This window comes from Odoribacter sp. (genome assembly GCF_985060555.1).
In genome coordinates this window covers 106,722-127,147 of record NZ_CFKYFN010000037.1, presented here as the reverse complement: position 1 = coordinate 127,147, position 20,426 = coordinate 106,722, and the positions used below count along the sequence as shown (strand labels likewise).

Sequence of the window (20,426 nt, the reverse complement as noted above, 5' to 3'; positions counted from 1 at the left end):
TTGCGGGGGAATACCTAAAGATACAAAAAAGCCAACTAATTCGCAATATTTTATGTATGAATTAGTTGGCTAATTTTATAGTATTTACTGAATGTCCCTAAATAGAAAAAGGGATCGGGTACGGTATCATTCGTCTGACCGATGGAATAAACCGCCGATTTGTCCAAAACTTCGGGCAAGTCAGCGGTTTTCTCTATATTCTGGTGTAGTTGAGCGATATTATTTTTCCCACCAGACTTTGGTGTTGATATCGTCAGGTCCTCCCAGCGATTTTACTGCGGCCTCGTAATTGGTTTTATTGGTTTGTTGGAGGGTGGCCGGATAGTTGAACCGTACGGGGACCATTTTGTTGTTATCCATGCCTGCTCCGGGTTTCATTTCCGGGAGACCTGTACGGCGGTATTCGAACCAGGCCTGATAATCACAGAAGAAAGCGGCCAGATGTTTTTGAAGTAGTATCCGTTCGAGTGTCCCGTCGTATGTGGCTTTGTGGTTGTCGAAATAGTCTCCGGGGACTACCCCTCCCCATTGTTCGATTATCGCTTCTACGGCTTTCCGGTAGTGGGGGGCTGCCTGGTCTGTGATCAGTCCCCGCCAGGCCATTTCAGCTTTGATGAATTCAACTTCGGCATAAGTCATAAAAAGCACTTTCATCGGTGCCGTACCTAATGTTGCATTAATATTGGAAGCATTGTAATCGAATCGTTCGGTGGCAGCAAATCCGCTCGGATAACCTTTATAACCGATCTTCTCCTGGCTACCGTCGTTTTTGGTGGCTTCATCCATAAAAATAGGAAGACGCGGATCGTTCAACTCCACCAGTGTATTTACAAAAAAGGAAGCCATCGCTTTATTGGAACGAAAATCTTCGAGCCGGCTAATGGGTGAGTCGTACGGCGAGATACCGGATATCGGCAATAAAGCTCCGTCTGCATTGTTTTCAAATACCGGATACTTTACCGGATTTCCGATCATCTCCGCTAATTTGGCCAGACTGTTCATCTCCGAACGTTTCGAAAGCCTCAGTAAACTTCGCATGTGCAGCGAATTGGCGAATTTTCTCCATTTCCTGACATCCCCGTCGTATAATAAATCGGTAGAAGATAAACTTTCGGATTCATCGAAAAGTGAATTTGCCGTTTCCAGATCACTTAATACCTGTTCGTAGACTTTTTGCTGGGTATCGAACTTCGGAGTTAAGATTCCTTCGTCTCCCCGGCAAGCTTCAGTCATCGGAACATCTCCGAAGCAGTCGGTCAGATTGGCATATACCCAGGCTCTCAAGGTCAAGGCTACCGCCTGATAATTTTTACTTTCTGCACCGACGGCCAATTCATACATTTCTTTGATATTGGTCAGCTGGAGATAATAAGTATTCCAGGTAGAATTTCCGGCATTCTGTAAATCCGCATAACGATGTACTCCGCCGGTAGTACTGGTGGTGACCATAAACTGCATCAAATGATGGGTAAAACTATGGGCCCGGTTATAATTGAAATTGGCTAAATCGTAAAGGGTGGGCGTCATCAGAGTCGAAGGGTCGATTTTTTCCAGTCGGTTGGGATCGGTATTGATCTCGTCGAAGTTTTGGGTACAAGCAGTCCATCCGGTTGCCAATAGCAATAGGCCTATTATTTTTTTTCGTAACATAAATCTATTTTTAAAATATTAACGAACGATGATCAGAATTTCAGTGTCAGATTAAAGCCCATGGTTCGGGTAGAAGGTAATTGTCCCATTTCCGAACCCGGAACGATGGTACCGTTATTCAGGGTTGCGACTTCCGGATCGTATACCGGGAAATCTTTTGTCCACATGGCCAGATTACGCCCGTACAAGGCGAGGGTCAGGCGTTCGATACCGATCTTATTCAACCCCGCCGAGGGAATCGTATATTCGATACGGGCTTCCCGGAGCTTCAGGAAAGAAGCGTCGAAAGAGTTGGTCTCTACATTGGCACGCCTCCAATAATCGGCGTAGTATTTGGATACAGAGATCGGTACATTGTTGGGTACATACTGCCCCCGTTCATCCAGCATCACACCTTCACCGACGACTTCAAAATTGGGGTTTTCCCGGTATTTCAGGGTATGTTTCAATGTTCCGTGTTCGGTCATTTTATGGTGAGTCTGGGAATAAACGATACCTCCCCATTGACCGTCGAACAATATGCTTACCCGGAAATTTTTGTAAGAAAACTCGTTCGAGAAACCGGCTTTCCAGGCGGGATAGGCATTCCCTACATATTCGAATTCGGTTGTCCGGGCCGTGATCCCGTCTTTCCAAACAACTTGTCCGTCAGGGGCCCGTTTTAGTTTATAACCGTAAATATCACCGATAGAACCACCTACTTTTGCAATCAGGGCACAATTAGTACCTCCTGTATAAGCAATGGTCTGTCCATCGGTCAAACCGGCTGCCAGGGACAATACCTTGTTGTAATTTTTCGCCCAGGTAAAAGTTGAATTCCAGGTGAAATTTTTTGTTTTTACCGGGGTTCCGTCCAGTTGTAGTTCGATACCGCGGTTACGCACTTTCCCGGAGTTCATCGTTGCTTTGGTATAACCGGTCGTTTGATCCATCGGTACGTCGAGAATCTGATTCCGGGTGATATTGTTATAAAAAGCCAGATCCAGTCCGAAACGCTGCTTGAACATCCGCCAATCCAGTCCGACCTCTATGCTATTGGAGATTTCGGGTTTGAATCTGGCATTGTAAAGCGTGGGAGATACGGAAGCCGATCCCGGAAAGGCAGAGGTATTATAATATTTGGCTGTTTTATAGGGATCGGTATCATTTCCTACCTGTGCCCAGGAAGCTCTCAACTTGGCAAACGATATTTGTTCGGGTAGGCGGAATAGGTCTGAAAGTATAAAACTCGTACTCACAGAAGGATAGAAAAAAGAGTTGTTGCCGGAGGGGAGTGTACTCGACCAGTCGTTCCGTCCGGTTACATCCAGAAAGATCTTATTGGCATAAGATAAGGTGGCTGTGCCGTACACACTATTTACCCGTTTGTTTCTTTCCGTAAAGGTGGTGATCGGGGCAGCGACTCCGTTACTCAGTTTATAAACTCCCGGAGTGATCAGGTCTTTTACGTAAGCCTGTTGCATTTTGTATTTATTGTCCATCCGGTTGGCTCCTACCGATACACTCAGATTGAAACTGTTGCTCAATTGGTTCCGGTAGGTAAGTAGAACGTCCGTATTGTTTTCGTAGCTGAATACATCTTGTTGCTGGTAATATCCTTTGGGGAAATTCTTCAGACCATAAGGACGGATCATTTCGCGGGTATCGAAACTCAGGTCGATACCGGAACGGATCATCAATTCCCATTTCGGTGAAAATTCATAGATGATCGAACCGGTTGCGACAACACCGTGTTTTTCCATCGGATTCAGACATTCGTAGGCGATAACGTAAGGATTGTCCAACCAGGGACTGAACGGACGCAATATTTCCCGTCCTTCTTTCCCTTTCACCCAGCGTTGTTGGTACCAGCGTACATCGACGCTCGGATTGGTCAGGATCATAAAATAAGGGATAGAGGAGTTGTTATATCCCGTTGCCGGCAGATTATCGCTTTGCCGTTTGACATAATTGACCTTGGCGGAAACTCTTAACTTATCGGTTACCTGGTTTTGGAAGGAGCCCGATACGGCGATCCGGTTAAAACCCGTGTTCGGCATGATCCACTCATTTTTGGTATAAGTAAGCGATAGGCGAACGGCACTTTTTTCCGACGAACCGTCGATCGCAATACTGTTGACGAGTGTATAACCTGTCTGCCAGAATGCTTTACGATGATTTCTCTTCACCCATGGGGTACGGACCGTACCCATCTGTTGGGTTTCGGGGTCGTATTGATAATAGAGCGAACCGTCCAGTTTAGGCCCGAACGAAAGAGCTACATTGCCTGAAGCGGCTCCGTCTTCAGAATCTCCGTAAGAGTAATACAGTTTGCCCGAAGCATTGGTCTTTAAATCACCTTGACCATATTCTTCCTGGAATTCAGGCCAGTGTAATACCCGGTCGAAACTGGAGTTGGAATTAAAAGTCACTCCCAGGTATTTTTTCTTTTTATTCACGCCTGATTTCGTCGTCACGAGCATCACTCCATTGGCTGCCCGGCTTCCGTATAAAGCAGCTGCGGTAGCTCCTTTCAGCACCTGGATACTGGCGATGTCATCCGGATTGATATCGGCTATGCCATTCCCGTAATCTACCGGTACGTCACCACCACCTCCGGCTCCGTAGGAGTTCGAGCCATCACCTGTCATCTGACTGTTTAAAGGCACTCCGTCCAATACGATCAAGGCATTGTTGCCGTCGATATTCAGAGAAGCATCCCCGCGTAAAGTAATCCGGGCGGAGGAGATCGGACCGGAAGAAGTCGACAGGATATTTGCTCCGGCTACTTTTCCGACCAATGCAGAAGCCCAGTTGGTCGGTGTCGCATCGGACATCATCTTTTCAGTAACGGTTTGGGTGGAATAGCCCAGGCCTTTTTCTTCTCTCTTAATCCCTAAAGCTGTGACTACTACGCCTTCCAGTTCTTGCCGTTCTTCTTCCAGGGTAACATCGATCACTGTTTTGCCGTTCCATTTCAATTCCTGTGTTTTAAAGCCTAAAAAGCTGAAAACGAGCACTGCATCTTTATCTGCTTGCCCCATAAATAAAGAATAAGTTCCGTCATTTTGTGTTACCACTCCCAGCGTTGTTCCTTTTATCAGGACGGCTACCCCGGGCATCGGACTTCCCTGTACATCTTTAACGGTGCCCGATAACACCATATCTTGCCCGAAACCTAACTTACAGGCAAGACATAAGACCCATAAAGTCGTAAAAATTCGTTTTGTCATACTGATTTTACACCTACTTTTCATAGTAATTTTAATTATTTTTTACAGGTGTAAAAGTATATTCAAGAAAAAACGGAATCATTACAAAAAAGTGAAGATTCCGTTAACCCGTCACGACTCAACTATTTTTTATCCTCTCATTGATCAGATCGCGGTATTCCCAGTAAGCTTCTTCCAATAACGGCATTTTTTCAGCGAAGAAAGCATATATTTTATCCCAGTCCGCGGGATGGTATAGATTGACATCTTTCAATTCGAAATAAATCACACTTAACGGGCGTTCGCCCATGCCGAGGTAATCTTCGTCCCAATGCAGATCCTCCCCGCAATCCGCTGCCATGAGTTTCCGGTAAGACTGAAAGCATTCGTAGATTTCGTATCTTCTCAAATCGTTTTTATGGTCGATTTGGAACAATACCAGAGCTTTTTGTTCATCGGCATAAAATTTGAGTTGGGTAGACTTGATTTTAACTCCTGTCAACACCCATTTCCGGTAAATCTTATGTTTGGAACAATAGCGTTTAAATCCATTCCAAAAATTGATTTTAAGCTCTTTTGCTTCCTCCTTCGACCACATAATCGTTGAAAATTGAATATAAAAAAATGAAAATAATTATCTTTGCAAAGATAGAATTAATTGGGCGAAAGTTTATAATGTCTATGCCTTAGTTTAATTGCTTATGTTAGAACTAAAATACGATTATCACAGTATAGAGGCCGGATGTGACGAAGCCGGGAGGGGATGTCTGGCAGGTCCTGTTTTTGCTGCTGCCGTAATCCTGCCGGATAATTTTTCCAACGAATTGCTCAATGACTCTAAGCAGCTTTCGGAAAAACAACGGGCCGGGCTCCGTCCGGTCATCGAACGGGAAGCTTTGGCTTGGGCTGTGGCTAGTGTCGATAATCACGAAATCGACAAGATCAATATTCTGAATGCTTCTATTCTGGCGATGCACCGGGCTTTAGACCAATTGAAAGTACGCCCCGGACACATCATTGTCGACGGTAACCGTTTTAAAAAATACAGAGATATTCCTCACCTTTGTATTGTTAAAGGTGACGGTAAATATATGTCCATAGCAGCGGCTTCCGTGCTTGCAAAAACTCACCGGGACGAATATATGGAAAACCTTCATGCTCTTTTTCCCGTTTACAATTGGAAAAAAAACAAGGGGTATCCGACACAGGAACACCGGAAAGGAATCGAACAGGCTGGAGTTACGGAATTTCATCGTACCAGTTTTACTTTATTGGACTCACAGTTAAAAATTCAATTTTAAAATAAGAACCTATGCATTAAAACTTGCTCCCTTCTTTTGTATTTAGTTTATTGCTTTTAGCCTTTACCTTTTAAACTTTTACTTTTTATATGGCTTTCATCAATTCGATATTAAGTATTTTCACCCAGAAACGGTTGGCACAGATTGACTTTTTCAAGGCCAATCCGATAAAAGTACAACGGGATACGTTACAGGAATTATTAACTCTGGCAGCAAACACCGAATATGGTCGGAAATATCACTTCAACACTATTTTGACTGCCGAACAATACCGGGAGCGTTTACCGATCGTCCATTATGAAGACATCCGGGATCTGGTCCTGCGGACTATGGAAGGGCAGAATAATTTGCTTTGGCCCGAAGAGATCAAATGGTTCGCCAAATCGTCGGGGACTACCGATGCCAAAAGTAAGTTCATCCCGGTAAGTCCTTCTGTACTTGAAAATTGTCATTTCAGAGGGGGAAAAGATGTCATCGCTATTTTTAACAGGCTCTATCCGGAAGCACAGGTATTTAGTGGAAAGACTCTGGCTTTGGGGGGGAGTAGCGAGGTTTCTAAAAGTAATAGCCATTGCCAGTACGGTGATTTGTCGGCCATTATGATTTCTAATACCCCTTTTTGGGCCAATATGATGAAAACCCCCGATTCATCTATCATGCTGATGAGTAATTGGGAGGAGAAAATCGAGAAGATATGTGAGACGACGATCAAAGAAGATGTCCGTTGCCTGGCAGGAGTTCCTTCCTGGTTTCTGACGGTCATTCATAAAATTTTAGAAAAAACAGGAAAAAGCAACCTGCATGAAGTGTGGCCTAACCTGGAGTTGTTTATTCATGGTGGGATTAGTTTTATTCCTTACCGGGAACAATACAAACGTCTTCTGCCCGATCCTAAGATGAAGTATCTGGAAACCTACAACGCTTCGGAAGGTTTCTTCGGTTTACAGGATGATCCGGAAGATGCTTCTATGTTGCTGATGTTGGACTATGGGGTTTACTATGAATTTCTCCCTATGAGTGAGCTCGGTAAAACCAAACCCCGGACTTTATTATTGGAAGAAGTGGAAACCGGGGTCAATTATGCGCTTATCATTACGACCAATGGAGGGTTATGGCGTTATATGATCGGAGATACCATTCAATTTACTTCGGTTAAACCGTATAAGTTCAGGATTACCGGTCGCACAAAATTGTTTATCAATGCTTTTGGAGAGGAACTGATCATCGATAATGCAACAGAAGCGCTCAAACGGGCATGTGCAGAGACCGGCGCAGATGTTTACGAATTTACTGCGGCTCCTGTCTTTATGGAAGAAGGGAAAAAAGGCGCTCACGAATGGTTGATCGAGTTCAATACACCTCCTGCCGATCCGGAGTATTTTGCCGGTATCCTGGATCAGGAACTTCAAAAATTAAATTCCGATTATGAAGCCAAACGGTTGTTATCTCTGGAGCGTTTACGCCTGCATATCGCCCGTCCCGGACTTTTCAACGACTGGCTTAAAGAGAAAGGTAAACTGGGAGGACAACACAAAGTGCCCCGGCTTTGGAATGACCGGACACATCTTGAAGAGTTATTGCTGCTGGACCGGAAATAAAATTCGGACAGGGACAGGGCCTCCGGAGGGGCTTATAGATTGTAGGCCTACAGCTTTTAAAGCCGGACCGGTAGCTTTGTTGTGAAAATTGGAGGGGAAGTGATAGCTTCCCCAAACTGTATCCGGCGGCTTTGTGCCGGTCAGACAACGGTTTTTCCAGACCATCCCCTGTGCTGTTTTCCGGCTGTTTTATTGTTGAATGAGTTATACCGGAGGCTGTGGGAGTATACCGGTTTCATGGCCGGAAGGTTTATTTATCGGGGAGGAGTACCACTTTTTGCCGGGGAAAAATATGTCCGAAACGGTCGGTGACTTCGATCTCGATTTCCCGGGCTTTTTCAGATGGAGTAGCTTCAAAATAAAAGAAAGATTCCTGGGGTTGGGTATATTTCTCGGTCTTCAATCGGCCGACATATTCCAGATAATCGGGATCATAGCCGTTAAAACGTTGCATTGCCCCTTTAGCGGCTCCGTCTTCATACCATTTCACCTGCCATTTTTTATCCCAGTTCCAGACCTTGGCAATGACGCTGTTCGGTTTTTCTTTCACAGTTCCCCGGGGAAATACTTTAAATTGCCAGTTGCGCTCATGGCCTACGGATTTATAAAACCATTCTATTTCCGAGCCTGTAATTTCGAAAACATCATAACCGTTAGGGGTACCGTCACGATTTTCATCGGCTGTCCACCAGGTTCCGCAGATGGCTCCTATATTGTGTTCGATAATACCGGGTTTGATTTCATGGTTGGAATTCAGGTGGGTATGCCCTGAGATCAGACTGACAGGGTGGTTTTTCAAAATACCGAACAATTCTTCTCCGCCGGGGATGATACCCCGGTCAGCATAATAAAAAGGGGAATGGGTGGCGATGAGGATTGGAGCATTTTCCGGAAGGTACTTTAAAAGTTGGCCTACCCATTGAATTTGTTCCTCCGTCAGGGCTTCGGTATATTTTTTATTTCCCTCGTAGAGGATGTTGTCGAGTACAATGCAATAGACTTTTCCTAATTGAAAAGCGTAATAAGCCGGACCGAAATATTTTTCGTAGGTGTGGGCAGAAGCTTTGTCCGACAAGATTTCCTTATCATGATCATGATTACCGATAACGGGATAGAAAGGTATCTTTAGTCGGGCCATTTCTTTTTTGTAGACCGGGAAGTGTTCGAAATGATCCCAGACGATATCTCCCAGACTGATTCCGGTGACCGGTGTAGCCGGGGGATAACTTGCAATCATCTCTTGCAGGTCGGGAATACTTTGGGTCTGGAAACGCTGGAACTGTTCATCCGTTTTGGTTTGTACGTCCGCGATGGCTAGCAGGATATGATGACTCCTTTTTCCTGTCTCGGTCAGCTGGAAGATATAATCTTCTTTTTCCGGATCCAAAGGCAGATAAAATTCAGGAGTTCCCGATCGGTAATCGGCCACATATCCATCCGGGGTCAGGAGGTAAACGAAACGGGCTTCCTGGTCGGTGTCGAGTAGGAAATTCCCTTTTGTGTCTGTCTGGGTGAAATTTATTCCGTCGGTGATGACGACATGGGATAATCCTTTATTTCCTGCTTTTACCTGTCCACGGATAGGCATACAGAAAGCAGCATGACTGAGAATCAGAAATGCTGCCGATAAACAAATTGTCAGGTTCATGATTTATTCTTTGATTAAGATAGAATTGAAAACAGTTAATATTTCTTCAGGAGATTTGGCCTTTTTCAGGGCTTTTTCGAGCTCTCCGGTTTCTTCCTCATAGTAAGCGACAAAGGCTGCATCCAGGCATTTCGACAGTTCTGCCGTAGCTGTTTGTTCGTTGATTTCCTGCCGGCGGACTGCTTTTTTGAAATAACTGTCCAGCTTCATAACCGAGTTATAAATCGCGGGTTTATAGATTTCCATCGTGTTATCGGTGAATCCTACCGTTGCTGTATGCCGGCGGACATATACTTTCTGAGTAGCATACAGTTTGCGGGCAATCCGATCCCCGAGGAAGTGCTGGGGATATTCTTTCAGGTCTGCATGATTCAGGTCGATCCCATAATTGGTGAATACAAATTGAGGAGTTTTCGCCGGTATAGGAGTACTGGCTGAAGCTGCAGTCGTTCCATGTGTCTTGTTATCGGCCAGAGCCATCCGTTGAGCTTTTACCGAGAACCCTAATGCGATAAGTGCTAAAAATAAAATTGTAATTTTCATATTCTTTTTTATTCAATGTGATTTTCCTTATTTTTCAATGCAAAGTAAGAACAGAGAAATTACAGCCTGGTGAATAAATTATTTCGATTCGGTTAAATTTGGGGTACCGTAGGTTTGGATAAGAAAGTTAGTTACATGTTTGTTTTTTCCCTTCGGTTTCCTATTTTTGTTTCGGAAACATGGACTTTTTTTCCCGACATATTATTATTATATTTGTTCAGGTATTTTCAGTAATTCTATGACAGAGGAAGCGATGTTATTCCGGCGGGTGCAGGAGGGATGTTGGGAGGCTTTCGATGTGCTGTTTCATACTTATGCGGAACAGCTGTTTTTTTATGCGATGGGGTTTGTGAATAACCGGGAGGAAGCCAGGGATATTGTGCAGGGAACGTTTATTACTTTGTGGGAACAGCGGGGGAAGATTCAGTGTACGGGGGCTATTTATCCTTATTTGTTACGTTTGGTGAAAAATGCTTGTCTTAATTATCAGGTGCATGAGAAAGTGAAGGAACGTTATTTGTTGGAAAAACGAATGACGGAGGAGGAAGGGGAAGAAGTGCCGGCAGATGAGGAGGAGGAGTTTGAGGTGCAATATGCCCGTTTGCGGAAAGTGGTGGATGGTTTGCCGGAGAAATGCAGGGAAATTTTTATTTTGGGATGCGTAGATGGGTTGAGTTATAAAGAAGTGTCGGAGAAAATGGGAGTGTCGGTGAATACGGTGAAGACACAGATTAAGTTGGCGTACAGGAAGTTGAAATTAGAATTAGGAGGGCAAAATTTTGTGTGGGAGTGGACTGCTGGGGGAGTATTGTTTATATTGATGCAAAAATAATTTTCAAAAAAAGTATTTTTCTTTTCACCCTGATCGGCTATCTTCTTGTTTAGAAGATAGGAAAAGATAGTTAAAGCCTTTATAAAAAATAGACTTATGGTAGAACAAGAGGAAAAGAGATGGTTGCGTGCTTTGTTGGAGGGTGAGGTTGAGCCGGGAAGTGAGGAGTGGGAGCAAGTCTGTACGGATTCTGCTTTTACGCGGGTGAGGGAGAAGGTCGGTGCTGTTGCCAGACTGGATTTTACACAGCAGGAAGATGAGGTGGAGGGGATGTGGAGAGTGTTGGTGGACCGGAGGAAGAAGGGGTTGGAGCGGCGGGCCCGGGGGCGGAAACGTTTATTGCGGTGGATATCCGGGACGGCTGTGGTGGTGGCGTTGGGAATCGGAGGATGGTTATCGATCCGGGGAGTGGAAAGAGAACAGGTGGTTGTGGTAGGCGGAAGAACGGTAGAGGGTAGGACAGAGTTGGTGTTGCCGAATGGAGAGAGGCGGGTATTGGGGGACGATAAGGTAAGGGTGGTGTCGGACAGTTGCGGAGAGATGCGGACGGAGAATAGAACGCTGATTGTAGAGTTGGGAGGGCAGGAGACGAAGAAAGCGGAGTATTATACGCTGAATGTTCCTTATGGGGAAAAATATAGTATTGTATTGCCGGACGGGACCAAGGTATTTTTGAATGCGGGGACGACGTTGAGGTATCCGGATCATTTTGAAGGAGGGAGCCGGGAAGTGTATTTGAATGGGGAAGCTTATCTGGAAGTGACAAAGGATGCGGAACATCCCTTTGTGGTGAAAACGGAGGAGGTGGAGGTGAAGGTATTGGGGACTGTATTCAATGTGAATGCTTACCCGGAAGGGGAGTGGGTCAGGACAACTTTGGTAGAGGGGAAGGTAGAAGCGGTTTGCGGAGGTCGGTTGTTTGTGATGGAACCGGGAATGCAGGTGGCTTATTCGAAGGGAACGGGTGAGACTGAGTATAAAAAGGTGGACACACATTTGTTTACCTCGTGGAAAGACGGGTATTATGAATTTGAGGAGATGGAGTTGGGGGAATTGATGCCGTTGCTGGGACGGTGGTATGCTGTAGGAGTGGATTTTGAAGAACCGGAATTGAAACGGTTAAAGTTCAGTGGGCGCTTGCAGCGCTATGAGACGGTGGCGGATTTGGTGAAGATGTTGGAATACACGGGGGATGTCGTGTTTGAGGTGAAGAATGACCGGATTTTGGTCCGGAAGAGATAAAAGAAAAAGCAGGCAGTGGATCTGATCAATCCTCTGCCTGCCGGAGTTCAAGATACCTCCGGAAATCCTTGCAAGAAACGGAGGTATTCAATTTTAATTTAAACACAGCAAATTTATGAAAAAAATGCAGGACACAGCATCGCCAGGGCATTTTGTGTGCAGGCGGATGTTAATCTTAAAAACTTTTCTGGTAATCCTGTTGTGGAGTACCTGTCTCGTTTCTGGTTACAGGGGACATGCTCAGGAGAGAGCGATGGTTACGGTGAACATGACGGATGTCACGCTGAATGAGGTGATAACCGAGTTGAAAAAGCAAACGAAGTATGATTTTTTTTACAACAGCGAGCTGGTGAAATCGAAGGGTAGAGTGAGTGTGCGGGCACGTAATTTAGATCTGCGGGAGGTGTTGGAACAGGTATTGACGCCGGTAGGGCTGGAATATGCTATTCAGCAGGATTTGATTACGATTCGTGAGAGACGGGTACAGCAGGAGGTGGCGAAGATAGAGATGATTACGGTGAGTGGCAAGGTGACGGATAAGGATGGTAATCCAGTGGTTGGGGCTACAGTTGTGATTCATGGAACGACACAAGGTGTGGCGACGGATGTCGACGGTAAATATTCTTTGATGACTCGTCCGGACGATGTATTGACGATATCTTTTATCGGTTATAAAACAGAAGTGGTGCCGGTGAAGGAGAATAAACATTTGAACGTGATTTTGAGTCCGGCGTCGGAGGATTTGGAAGAGGTGACGGTGGTGGCTTTCGGACAACAGAAAAAAGAGAGTGTCGTGTCGGCAATTACGACAGTACGTCCGATGGACCTGAAGTCGTCAAACAGTGACTTGACAAGCAGCTTTGCCGGTAAGATCGCCGGTATGGTAGGCTGGCAGACAGGGGGATTGCCGGCGGCTTTAACGGAAGATGAAATGAATACGAAATTTTATATCCGTGGTATTACGTCGTTTCAGACAGGGGCGAATGTGGACCCCTTGATTTTGTTGGATGGCGTAGAATCGTCGAAGCTGGATTTGGCACGTATAGCTCCGGAAGATATCGAAACATTCAGTGTGATGAAGGATGCTTCGGCTACGGCGATGTACGGTGCACGTGGTGCGAACGGAGTGATTTTGGTGACGACGAAAAAAGGACAGGAGGGGAGTGTGTATGCGACAGCACGTTACGAGACGGTGTTTTCAATGCCGACAAAGCGTATCGATGTGGTGGATCCGGTGGATTATATGAAAATGTATAACCGGGCGCTTTTGACCCGGGATCCGTTGGCAACGCCGAAATATAGTGTGGAACGTATCAACCGGACCCGCTCGGGAAAGTATCCGTCTTGGGTTTATCCGGCGAATGACTGGTATAAGATTTTATTCAAAAACTATAATGTGAACCACCATGCGGGTTTGAATATCCGGGGAGGTTCGAAGGTAATTCAGTACTATGCTTCGGTGAATTACAACCGTGATCAGGGGATGTTGAAGACAGATAAGTTGAATGACTTCGATTGTAATATTACGAATAATCAAACGGCTTTTCGTGTGAATTTGACGATTGATTTGAAAGCCGGTATTAAATTATTGATTAATTCGTCGACAACTATAGATAAATACCATGGTCCTTTGACTAGTGTCAATCAGGCGTATGAGTTAGCGTTTAATGCTTCGCCGGTAGATTTTGCCCCTTTATATCCGGGAGATGAGAATTATGGGTGGCCGCATTTGCGTTTCGGTACGACAGAGGCAAATCAGGAGAATCCTTATATGATGATTCAGAAAGGATATCTGGAACGGACTCGCTATTCTACGACCAATCGGGCGGAGTATATCCATAACTTATCGAGCCTGGTAAAGGGGTTGGAGTTGCGGGGGAGTGTGGCAGTGTCACAGGCCGGATATTATACAACTGGTTTTACAACCAATCCTTTCAAATATTCTTTGTTGAATTATGATTTTGAAACAGGCAAACACCGGTTGCAGGATTTGTCTCCTTTTGGTGCCAGTTATGCCTTGTCCATAGACCCCACAGCCAAGGCTTCGACGACAGAGACGCGTGTTACGTATGAGGCACGTGCTTTGCATACGGCAGCATGGAAAGAGCATCAGACCTCACTGACAGGAGTGTTCCAGGCACAAGATTATACGTTTACGCCGGTGTCTAATGTCTTGACAGGTATGCCGCAACGGAACATGATGTTTTCAATGCGTGGAACGTATGGGTTTAAAGACCGTTATTTTGTAGAGGCAAGTTTTGGTTATAACGCATCGGAACGTTTTGCAAAGAGTAACCGTTGGGGGTTATTCCCGGCAGGTGGCCTGGCGTATGTGATATCGAGCGAACCCTTTATGAACGGGACAGCCCATTGGCTGAACTTTTTGAAGCTGCGGGTTTCGTATGGCAAGGTAGGCAACGACGGAGTGATTAAGGTTCCCCGCTTTTTGTTTTTGCAGACGATGGGTACCTTGACGAATGTATTGAATCCGGAACCGGGAGGCAGACCAACGATTTACAGGATTGTACAGGGATATGCGAATCCGAATTTGAAGTGGGAAGTGGCGGAGCAGGTGAATTTCGGTTTGGAGACCAAGTTGTTCAAAGGGGTTGTTGAGTTTAATCTGGATGCTTACCAGGAGATCCGTCACAATATCATTGGCTACCGTGCCTCTGTTCCGGCACATGCGGGTATTGCTCTTCCACAATTGGATAATATGGGTAAGGCCCGGTCGAGGGGTATAGACTTTTCGGGTAAGATCCAGCATGCTTTTAACAAAGATTTGTGGGTGATTCTGAACGGTACTTTGACTTATAATAAGGTTGTGTATAAAGAAATCGAGGAAGCGATGAATAAGCCGGCATGGCAAAGAATGGTGGGGAAAGAGATTTCGCAGAAAATCGGTTATATTTCGGACGGACTCTTCCAGGATCAGGCGGAAATCGAAAATGCTCCGGTACAGGCAGGATCGCCCCAGCCAGGAGATATCCGTTACCGGGATTTGAATAACGACGGAAAGATTGATGTGAATGATGTGACTTATATCGGTTTTCCGGAGACTCCGCGTGTGACCTATGGCTTTTCAGGTTTTGTCAATTACAGTAATTTTGAGTTCAGTTTTGCTTTTCAGGGGTCGGGGAAACGTTCTTTCTTTATGGACCCGAGCGAATTGTCTCCTTTTGTGGATGACCATGCGATGTTGACAGCTATTTATAAGGATCACTGGTCGGAAGATAATATGATCCGGAAACCTTTCTGGCCTCGTTTATCGACCCAAAATTTGATTGAACATTCGCCGGAGGAGGATTGGTATAATAAAAATGCAACAGAGGTTCGCAAGAGTACTTATTTCATGCGGGAATGCCGTTTCCTGAGATGTACTTCGTTGGAGTTGGCGTACAATATGCCAAAGAAATTGATGGAACGTTGGGGACTGCAAAATATGAAGTTTTTTGTGCGGGCGAACAATCCTTTCCTGATTTCCAATTTCAAGCTTTGGGATGTCGAGTTGGGTGAGGATGCGTTTAACTATCCGATACAAAAGACTTATACCGTTGGGTTAAACTTTAGTTTCTAATATAAATATAAGGTGGTTATCTATGAAATATGTAAATATATTATTGATTGGTTTGGTCTTGTTATTTCCGGGGTGTACATTTTTGGATGTTGTACCGGAGGGAAATATTGAAAGTATCGAGAGTAACTTTGAGAAACGGGACCAAACGGAGAATTGGTTCAAGTATTGTCATTTCTGGGTCAGTCCGTTTACCACTTCCGTAATTTCGAATCCGGCTTATATGGGGACGGATGAAGTGGTTGCGGGAACTTATTTGCGGGAGAGCGGTTTTAACTGGAGTGGTTTGTATATCGCGGATGGTCTGCAGCGTACGTTCGATCCATACTGTAATATGTGGCGTCGGGATGCTGTGTATAACAGTATCCGTTATTGTAATACTTTTCTTGAAAAAGTGTGGGGAGTTTATAATATGACGGATGCTGAAAAGAAGTTGTGGGTAGCTGAAATCAAGGCTTTGAAAGCCTATTATTATTTTGAGCTTTTGCGTCATTACGGACCTTTTGTTGTGATGGACGAGAATATCGATCCGGGTGTTCCGGTCGAGGATATGAAAAAGGAAAGAAGTCCGGTAGATGTTTGTGTTGAAGAGATTGTAAGCCTTTTGGATGAAGCGATGAAAGATTTGCCTTTGATGAAAGATAAAGAGAGAAGCCGGTGGGCTTACCATAGCCTGGAGTCGGCTGCAGCCTTGAAGGCGATGACCTTGTTTTATGCAGCTTCGCCTTTGTTCAACGGTAACCCGGCTTATAGCGGTTTTGTGAATAGTAAGGGCGAGAAGTTGTTCAGCCAGCAGAAAGATCCGGAAAAGTGGAGATATGCAGCGGAGGCTGTCGATTCGGCCTTACTTATTTGTAACCGGGGAGGAAAATATCTGATTTCGAGTGAGAGCGACAAGATTACAGACCGGATAAAAGATATTGAAGCATCGGCTATAGCCTTGAATTTTGAAAATGCAGAGGCGATTTATATGTTCCGCTATGAGTCTTTTGTAAATGGAGGCTGGCCGAAATGGACCCGTCCTTATTTCAATAGTACGGATGAGGATTATAATATGGAAATGAAAGGATGTGTGGCTCCGAGTCTGAAAATGGTGGAAATGTATTATACGGAACACGGTTTGCCGATAGAAGAGGATAAGGCGTGGTGGAAGTATGAAGAGCGTTATACGATGGGAACGGAAGACGACAAGAGGTATAAGGATGTGGTGGCTATGGACGAGAAAGTACTGAAATTGCATTTAAAAAGAGAACCGCGGTTTTATGCGCATATTGCTGCCGACCGTTGTTATTACCAGCTCGGTAAAAAGAATGTACTGGTAGAGGCTTACCGTGGTGAGCGTTTTGGTACGCGGGAGGCTTCCATTACAAATTCTGTTCCGCAAAATTTGACCGGCTATTGGATGAAGAAGGGTTCGGATTCCGAAGTTTCTAATGTAGGTTATAATAATGCTTTTACGAATGATTATCCTTGTGTATTGATTCGCTTGGCAGATCTTTATTTGATGAAAGCGGAGGCATGGAATGAATATCTGGCGGTTCCGGATGAAGAACATGTATATGCGCCTTTGAACGAAGTGCGTCGGCGTGCCGGTATTCCGGATGTGAAAGAAGCTTGGGAAACTTATGCCAAGAACCCTGGAAAAGTGGCGACGAAGGAAGGAATGCGTAAGATTATCCACCGGGAGTGGGATATTGAGTTTGCTTTTGAAGGAAGACGTTTTTGGAATCTGCGTCGCTGGTTGACCGCAGTGGATGAATTGAATGAGGAACAATACGGATGGAATATTGTCGGGCAGAATGCCAGAGAGTTTTATAATAACTTTAGAGAACCTGTCAGGGTTTGGGCAAAACGGAAGTTTATCTCGCCACGCGATTATCTGTTTCCGCTTCAGAGCGAAGAGGTGATGATATCCGGTTGTGTACAGAATCCGGGATGGTAATATTAATGATTTAATAGGAATAATTATGAAAAGATTGGTTTATATATGGCTTGTTGCCTGGGTCTTGTGGGGTTGTCAGAAAGAAGAAGCATATTTCGATGTTTTGGTTCCGGCAGATGGCTTGACGTTTTCTCCGGTGGAGGGCGGTGCAGTGATGCACTATCGTTTACCGGCGGATGAGAAGGTGTACAGTATCCGGGTACGCTACCAGGACGGGTTTGGGAAGGATATGATCCGGACCGGTAGTTATGCCTGCGATTCATTGCTTATCACAGGTTTTAATGAGGCGCGGAAAGGGGTGAAGGCTTATGTGACTTTGTGCGATAGGAACGATGTGGAGTCGGAGGCGTTAGAAGTCACCTTTGATACCCGGGATTCCGGACCGGTTGCTTTTATCAACAACTTAGAGGTCGTTCCGGGTTGGGGTAATGGTTTTGTTTTGTCTTATGACTTGGAAGAGGATTTGAAAGGTATGGCTCACCTGTTTTATGTGGGGGAAGATCCGAATACCAAACTGCCGGACACCCTTTTATTTAAAAGTTTTGTGCCGAAAAAAGGTAATACGGTGATACGGGATACTTTCAAACAGCAACGGGACAGTTATGATTTTGTGGTACGCGTAGAGGATTTCCGGGGGAATATGGTAAAAGAAAGGGTATGGAAAGACATTGTGCCTTTGGCGATAGAACAGTTGCCTGTCAGTCTGAATAATCTTTCTGATCCGGAGGAACTTTCCCAGGAAGATCCCACTGCGAAGTTAGGCAAGCAATATTTGTTGGACGGGGATAAAAAAGGAGATCAAAGCTTTGGTATTGAATCGTGGACGAGTTTTTATACCTACTTGGCCGGTCCGATGGCGGTATCTACACCGGAGAAACCCGGGAAAGCCCTGTTTATTATTGATATGATGGAAGAAAAGTTACCGGCAGAGGTCCGCCTGTACGGAATGTTGGCAGTCCGGACCAGTTGGCCCTATGGCCCCGGCCAATATGAAACTTTTCCGAAATGGGGAGATGTGTGGACGTTGTGTTATGCGAGCAAGTTACCGAGCAGTGTGACTCTTTACGCATCCCAAACGAAAGATGACGATGCCTCGTGGGTAGAGATTTCACATTTCGAACAAGACCGGAGAATTGATAATAAGGAACGTTGGTGTGAACGTTGTAACGAGAATGGGGATTATCTCATTGTTTCTCGGGATGCCTTGGATTTGGCTTCACCTTGTTTTATTACCTTGACTTGCCCGGCAGAAGGAGAGAAATACCGCTATCTGAAAGTGGTGGTGAACGAGGTCTTTTTTGCGCCTATAGGTTTTGAGAATGCTTTTATGGGTGGAAATGACCAGAAATATGTGACGGTGCATGAATTGGAAGTTTATACAGCAAAAGATTGATATTATGAAGAAAATATATTTATGGCTCTTGCTCCCTTTGTTGATTTTCGGGGGCTGTGAAAGTTTGGAAGATACGTATAAAGATTATGCAGGTGATGGCCCGATTCGCTATTTGGTGAAATGTGACGACCTGGATGTCAAAGCCGGTTGGAATCGTTTGGTAGTTTCGTGGAAATCTGTGGATGACCCGATTATCGATAAAGTAAAAGTTTCTTGGACGGTAGATGGGATCGGACGGGATACTTTGTTGGAAAGAGGTACGTTTGCGTGCAGCCTGCCTTGTGACGGAAATCTTACTTACCAGGTGTCGGTAGCCAATATGGATAAAAACGGTAATACTTCTTTAGCTGTAACCCAGGTAGGAAGACCTTATTCGCCTGAACATGAGCAAGTATTGATTTTCCCGACTATGGTGAACAAACATTTTTATGTACAAGATCGTTTGGCGCTGGTCCTGGATGAGTGGGGAAATCAGATAGATAGCATTGCCTTCGTATATACTTCTGCCGGACAGGGCAAGAGAACGGTTATGAAAAGCGCACCGGAGAGTCTTTATTATTTACTGAAAGATAAAATTGATGCAGAGACAACATTAACAGTACACAGTTACGGCCACCTGGAAGGATGTGTAGATGCGATTGTAGTATCGACTGAATTGGAACGTGCTAAAGTGTATACAGATGGCTTTAAAGCGCTGATGTTAACAAGATACGGTATTGCTGAGCTGACGGAAGAAGCTGTTGCCGGTTTGGAAACCCTTGAAATTGATTACGACATCGATAGCTTTGAGGATATTATGAATATGCCGGGATTGAAGAAGTTGGTATTGGGCAAGAACCGCTATTTGAGTGAGGAAGTATTGGGAGAGGAGGTTAGTGCCAGTAAAATCACTGACCTTGAAATAAGTAAATTTGCGATGGAAGTGATGGCGGAACTTGTTTCTGACTTTAAGGTAGAACGCTACAATAAGCATTATTTCCCGGAAACTTATGATTTTGTTGAAGAAAAAGGAAATCCGGTACTGCCTGATTTGACTTATCTGAATAACGAGACATGGACTTATGAGTGTGTTGTAACTCCGAAAGAAGGGGATTATTATTCCAAAGGCTATGAGAAATTGTTTGACTTAAATGCGACAGCCTGGGCAACATTTAATCATTATGATTTTTTAAAATATGAAATAACAGTTGATATGCAAGAGACAAAGCGGGTAAATGGTTTTGCAATAGAACAAGTTGCCTCTGATATTGCAACTTCTCCAAGAAAACGGGCTTTTATGGCACGAAAAGTACAGGTCCAGTTTTCTGTCGATGGAAGTGTCTGGACTGAGGCAATAGATTATACGTTGGGTACAACCCTTGGAGAAATCGACCTTTTGTCAATAGCTGCTCCTACAAATGCACGGTATTTGAAATTCGTGTTGACCGACCAAAATTACAGAAACGTATATTCAATTTCACTACAAAAAATCAGAATTTTCTAACTGGGATACCCTAAAAAGGGATTGTTTGA

General features: G+C 44.8%; 13 protein-coding genes. 8 read left to right on the top strand and 5 right to left on the bottom strand.

Translation table 11 applies throughout. The features are described from left to right. Nucleotides 1-219 precede the first annotated feature (219 nt). The 3 genes from AC5RDS_RS05365 to AC5RDS_RS05355 form a co-directional block, all read right to left on the bottom strand. Nucleotides 220-1,650, bottom strand: a complete 1,431-nt coding sequence (locus AC5RDS_RS05365; protein ID WP_175315494.1) for a SusD/RagB family nutrient-binding outer membrane lipoprotein — start codon at nucleotides 1,648-1,650, stop codon at nucleotides 220-222. Between the two features lie 32 nt (nucleotides 1,651-1,682). Continuing rightward, nucleotides 1,683-4,886, bottom strand: coding sequence for a SusC/RagA family TonB-linked outer membrane protein (locus AC5RDS_RS05360; protein ID WP_494222243.1), 3,204 nt, complete (start codon nucleotides 4,884-4,886; stop codon nucleotides 1,683-1,685). Between the two features lie 94 nt (nucleotides 4,887-4,980). Further along, nucleotides 4,981-5,439, bottom strand: a complete 459-nt coding sequence (locus AC5RDS_RS05355; protein WP_195458032.1) for a DUF4268 domain-containing protein — start codon at nucleotides 5,437-5,439, stop codon at nucleotides 4,981-4,983. A gap of 103 nt (nucleotides 5,440-5,542) precedes the next feature. On the opposite strand from AC5RDS_RS05355, the gene rnhB reads away from it, so the two are divergent. Together rnhB and AC5RDS_RS05345 are read left to right on the top strand one after the other, a co-directional pair. After that, nucleotides 5,543-6,142, top strand: coding sequence for a ribonuclease HII (rnhB, locus tag AC5RDS_RS05350; RefSeq protein ID WP_272054585.1), 600 nt, complete (start codon nucleotides 5,543-5,545; stop codon nucleotides 6,140-6,142). An 89-nt stretch (nucleotides 6,143-6,231) separates the two neighbouring features. Next, complete coding sequence (locus tag AC5RDS_RS05345) at nucleotides 6,232-7,740, top strand: GH3 auxin-responsive promoter family protein (protein WP_013613307.1); 1,509 nt, start codon at nucleotides 6,232-6,234, stop codon at nucleotides 7,738-7,740. Between the two features lie 250 nt (nucleotides 7,741-7,990). On the opposite strand, the gene AC5RDS_RS05340 is transcribed toward AC5RDS_RS05345, so the two are convergent. Both AC5RDS_RS05340 and AC5RDS_RS05335 read right to left on the bottom strand, forming a co-directional pair. Next, complete coding sequence (locus AC5RDS_RS05340) at nucleotides 7,991-9,388, bottom strand: calcineurin-like phosphoesterase C-terminal domain-containing protein (protein WP_013613308.1); 1,398 nt, start codon at nucleotides 9,386-9,388, stop codon at nucleotides 7,991-7,993. Between the two features lie 3 nt (nucleotides 9,389-9,391). After that, on the bottom strand, nucleotides 9,392-9,931 hold the full coding sequence (locus tag AC5RDS_RS05335; protein ID WP_013613309.1) for a hypothetical protein: 540 nt from the start codon (nucleotides 9,929-9,931) through the stop codon (nucleotides 9,392-9,394). A 238-nt stretch (nucleotides 9,932-10,169) separates the two neighbouring features. On the opposite strand from AC5RDS_RS05335, the gene AC5RDS_RS05330 reads away from it, so the two are divergent. The 6 genes from AC5RDS_RS05330 to AC5RDS_RS05305 all read left to right on the top strand — a co-directional run bounded on the left by AC5RDS_RS05330 (nucleotide 10,170) and on the right by AC5RDS_RS05305 (nucleotide 20,397). Beyond that, the gene (locus AC5RDS_RS05330) at nucleotides 10,170-10,763 is read left to right on the top strand and encodes an RNA polymerase sigma-70 factor (protein WP_013613310.1); all 594 of its coding nucleotides are present in this window, start codon (nucleotides 10,170-10,172) and stop codon (nucleotides 10,761-10,763) included. Between the two features lie 96 nt (nucleotides 10,764-10,859). Then, entirely contained in the window at nucleotides 10,860-12,005 is a 1,146-nt protein-coding gene (locus tag AC5RDS_RS05325; RefSeq protein WP_494222242.1) for a FecR family protein, read from the top strand. 115 nt (nucleotides 12,006-12,120) lie between these two features. After that, nucleotides 12,121-15,582: a TonB-dependent receptor gene (locus tag AC5RDS_RS05320; RefSeq protein ID WP_494222241.1), complete on the top strand. Its 3,462-nt coding sequence runs from the start codon at nucleotides 12,121-12,123 to the stop codon at nucleotides 15,580-15,582. 22 nt (nucleotides 15,583-15,604) lie between these two features. Continuing rightward, nucleotides 15,605-17,521 (top strand): RagB/SusD family nutrient uptake outer membrane protein, encoded by a 1,917-nt coding sequence (locus tag AC5RDS_RS05315; RefSeq protein WP_022161178.1) that lies wholly within the window; start codon nucleotides 15,605-15,607, stop codon nucleotides 17,519-17,521. Between the two features lie 25 nt (nucleotides 17,522-17,546). After that, nucleotides 17,547-18,914, top strand: coding sequence for a DUF4959 domain-containing protein (locus AC5RDS_RS05310; protein ID WP_022161177.1), 1,368 nt, complete (start codon nucleotides 17,547-17,549; stop codon nucleotides 18,912-18,914). A gap of 4 nt (nucleotides 18,915-18,918) precedes the next feature. Beyond that, nucleotides 18,919-20,397: a DUF4998 domain-containing protein gene (locus AC5RDS_RS05305; protein ID WP_181574375.1), complete on the top strand. Its 1,479-nt coding sequence runs from the start codon at nucleotides 18,919-18,921 to the stop codon at nucleotides 20,395-20,397. Nucleotides 20,398-20,426: the final 29 nt, after the last annotated feature.

Excerpts from the sequence above, each read along its gene's own strand:
- AC5RDS_RS05345 (WP_013613307.1), top strand. The coding sequence starts at position 6,232 with ATGGCTTTCATCAATTCGATATTAAGTATTTTCACCCAGAAACGGTTG.
- rnhB (WP_272054585.1), top strand. The coding sequence starts at position 5,543 with ATGTTAGAACTAAAATACGATTATCACAGTATAGAGGCCGGATGTGAC.
- AC5RDS_RS05365 (WP_175315494.1), bottom strand. The coding sequence starts at position 1,650 with ATGTTACGAAAAAAAATAATAGGCCTATTGCTATTGGCAACCGGATGG.
- AC5RDS_RS05315 (WP_022161178.1), top strand. The coding sequence starts at position 15,605 with ATGAAATATGTAAATATATTATTGATTGGTTTGGTCTTGTTATTTCCG.
- AC5RDS_RS05330 (WP_013613310.1), top strand. The coding sequence starts at position 10,170 with ATGACAGAGGAAGCGATGTTATTCCGGCGGGTGCAGGAGGGATGTTGG.
- AC5RDS_RS05360 (WP_494222243.1), bottom strand. The coding sequence starts at position 4,886 with ATGAAAAGTAGGTGTAAAATCAGTATGACAAAACGAATTTTTACGACT.
- AC5RDS_RS05320 (WP_494222241.1), top strand. The coding sequence starts at position 12,121 with ATGAAAAAAATGCAGGACACAGCATCGCCAGGGCATTTTGTGTGCAGG.
- AC5RDS_RS05355 (WP_195458032.1), bottom strand. The coding sequence starts at position 5,439 with ATGTGGTCGAAGGAGGAAGCAAAAGAGCTTAAAATCAATTTTTGGAAT.
- AC5RDS_RS05305 (WP_181574375.1), top strand. The coding sequence starts at position 18,919 with ATGAAGAAAATATATTTATGGCTCTTGCTCCCTTTGTTGATTTTCGGG.
- AC5RDS_RS05335 (WP_013613309.1), bottom strand. The coding sequence starts at position 9,931 with ATGAAAATTACAATTTTATTTTTAGCACTTATCGCATTAGGGTTCTCG.
- AC5RDS_RS05340 (WP_013613308.1), bottom strand. The coding sequence starts at position 9,388 with ATGAACCTGACAATTTGTTTATCGGCAGCATTTCTGATTCTCAGTCAT.
- AC5RDS_RS05325 (WP_494222242.1), top strand. The coding sequence starts at position 10,860 with ATGGTAGAACAAGAGGAAAAGAGATGGTTGCGTGCTTTGTTGGAGGGT.
- AC5RDS_RS05310 (WP_022161177.1), top strand. The coding sequence starts at position 17,547 with ATGAAAAGATTGGTTTATATATGGCTTGTTGCCTGGGTCTTGTGGGGT.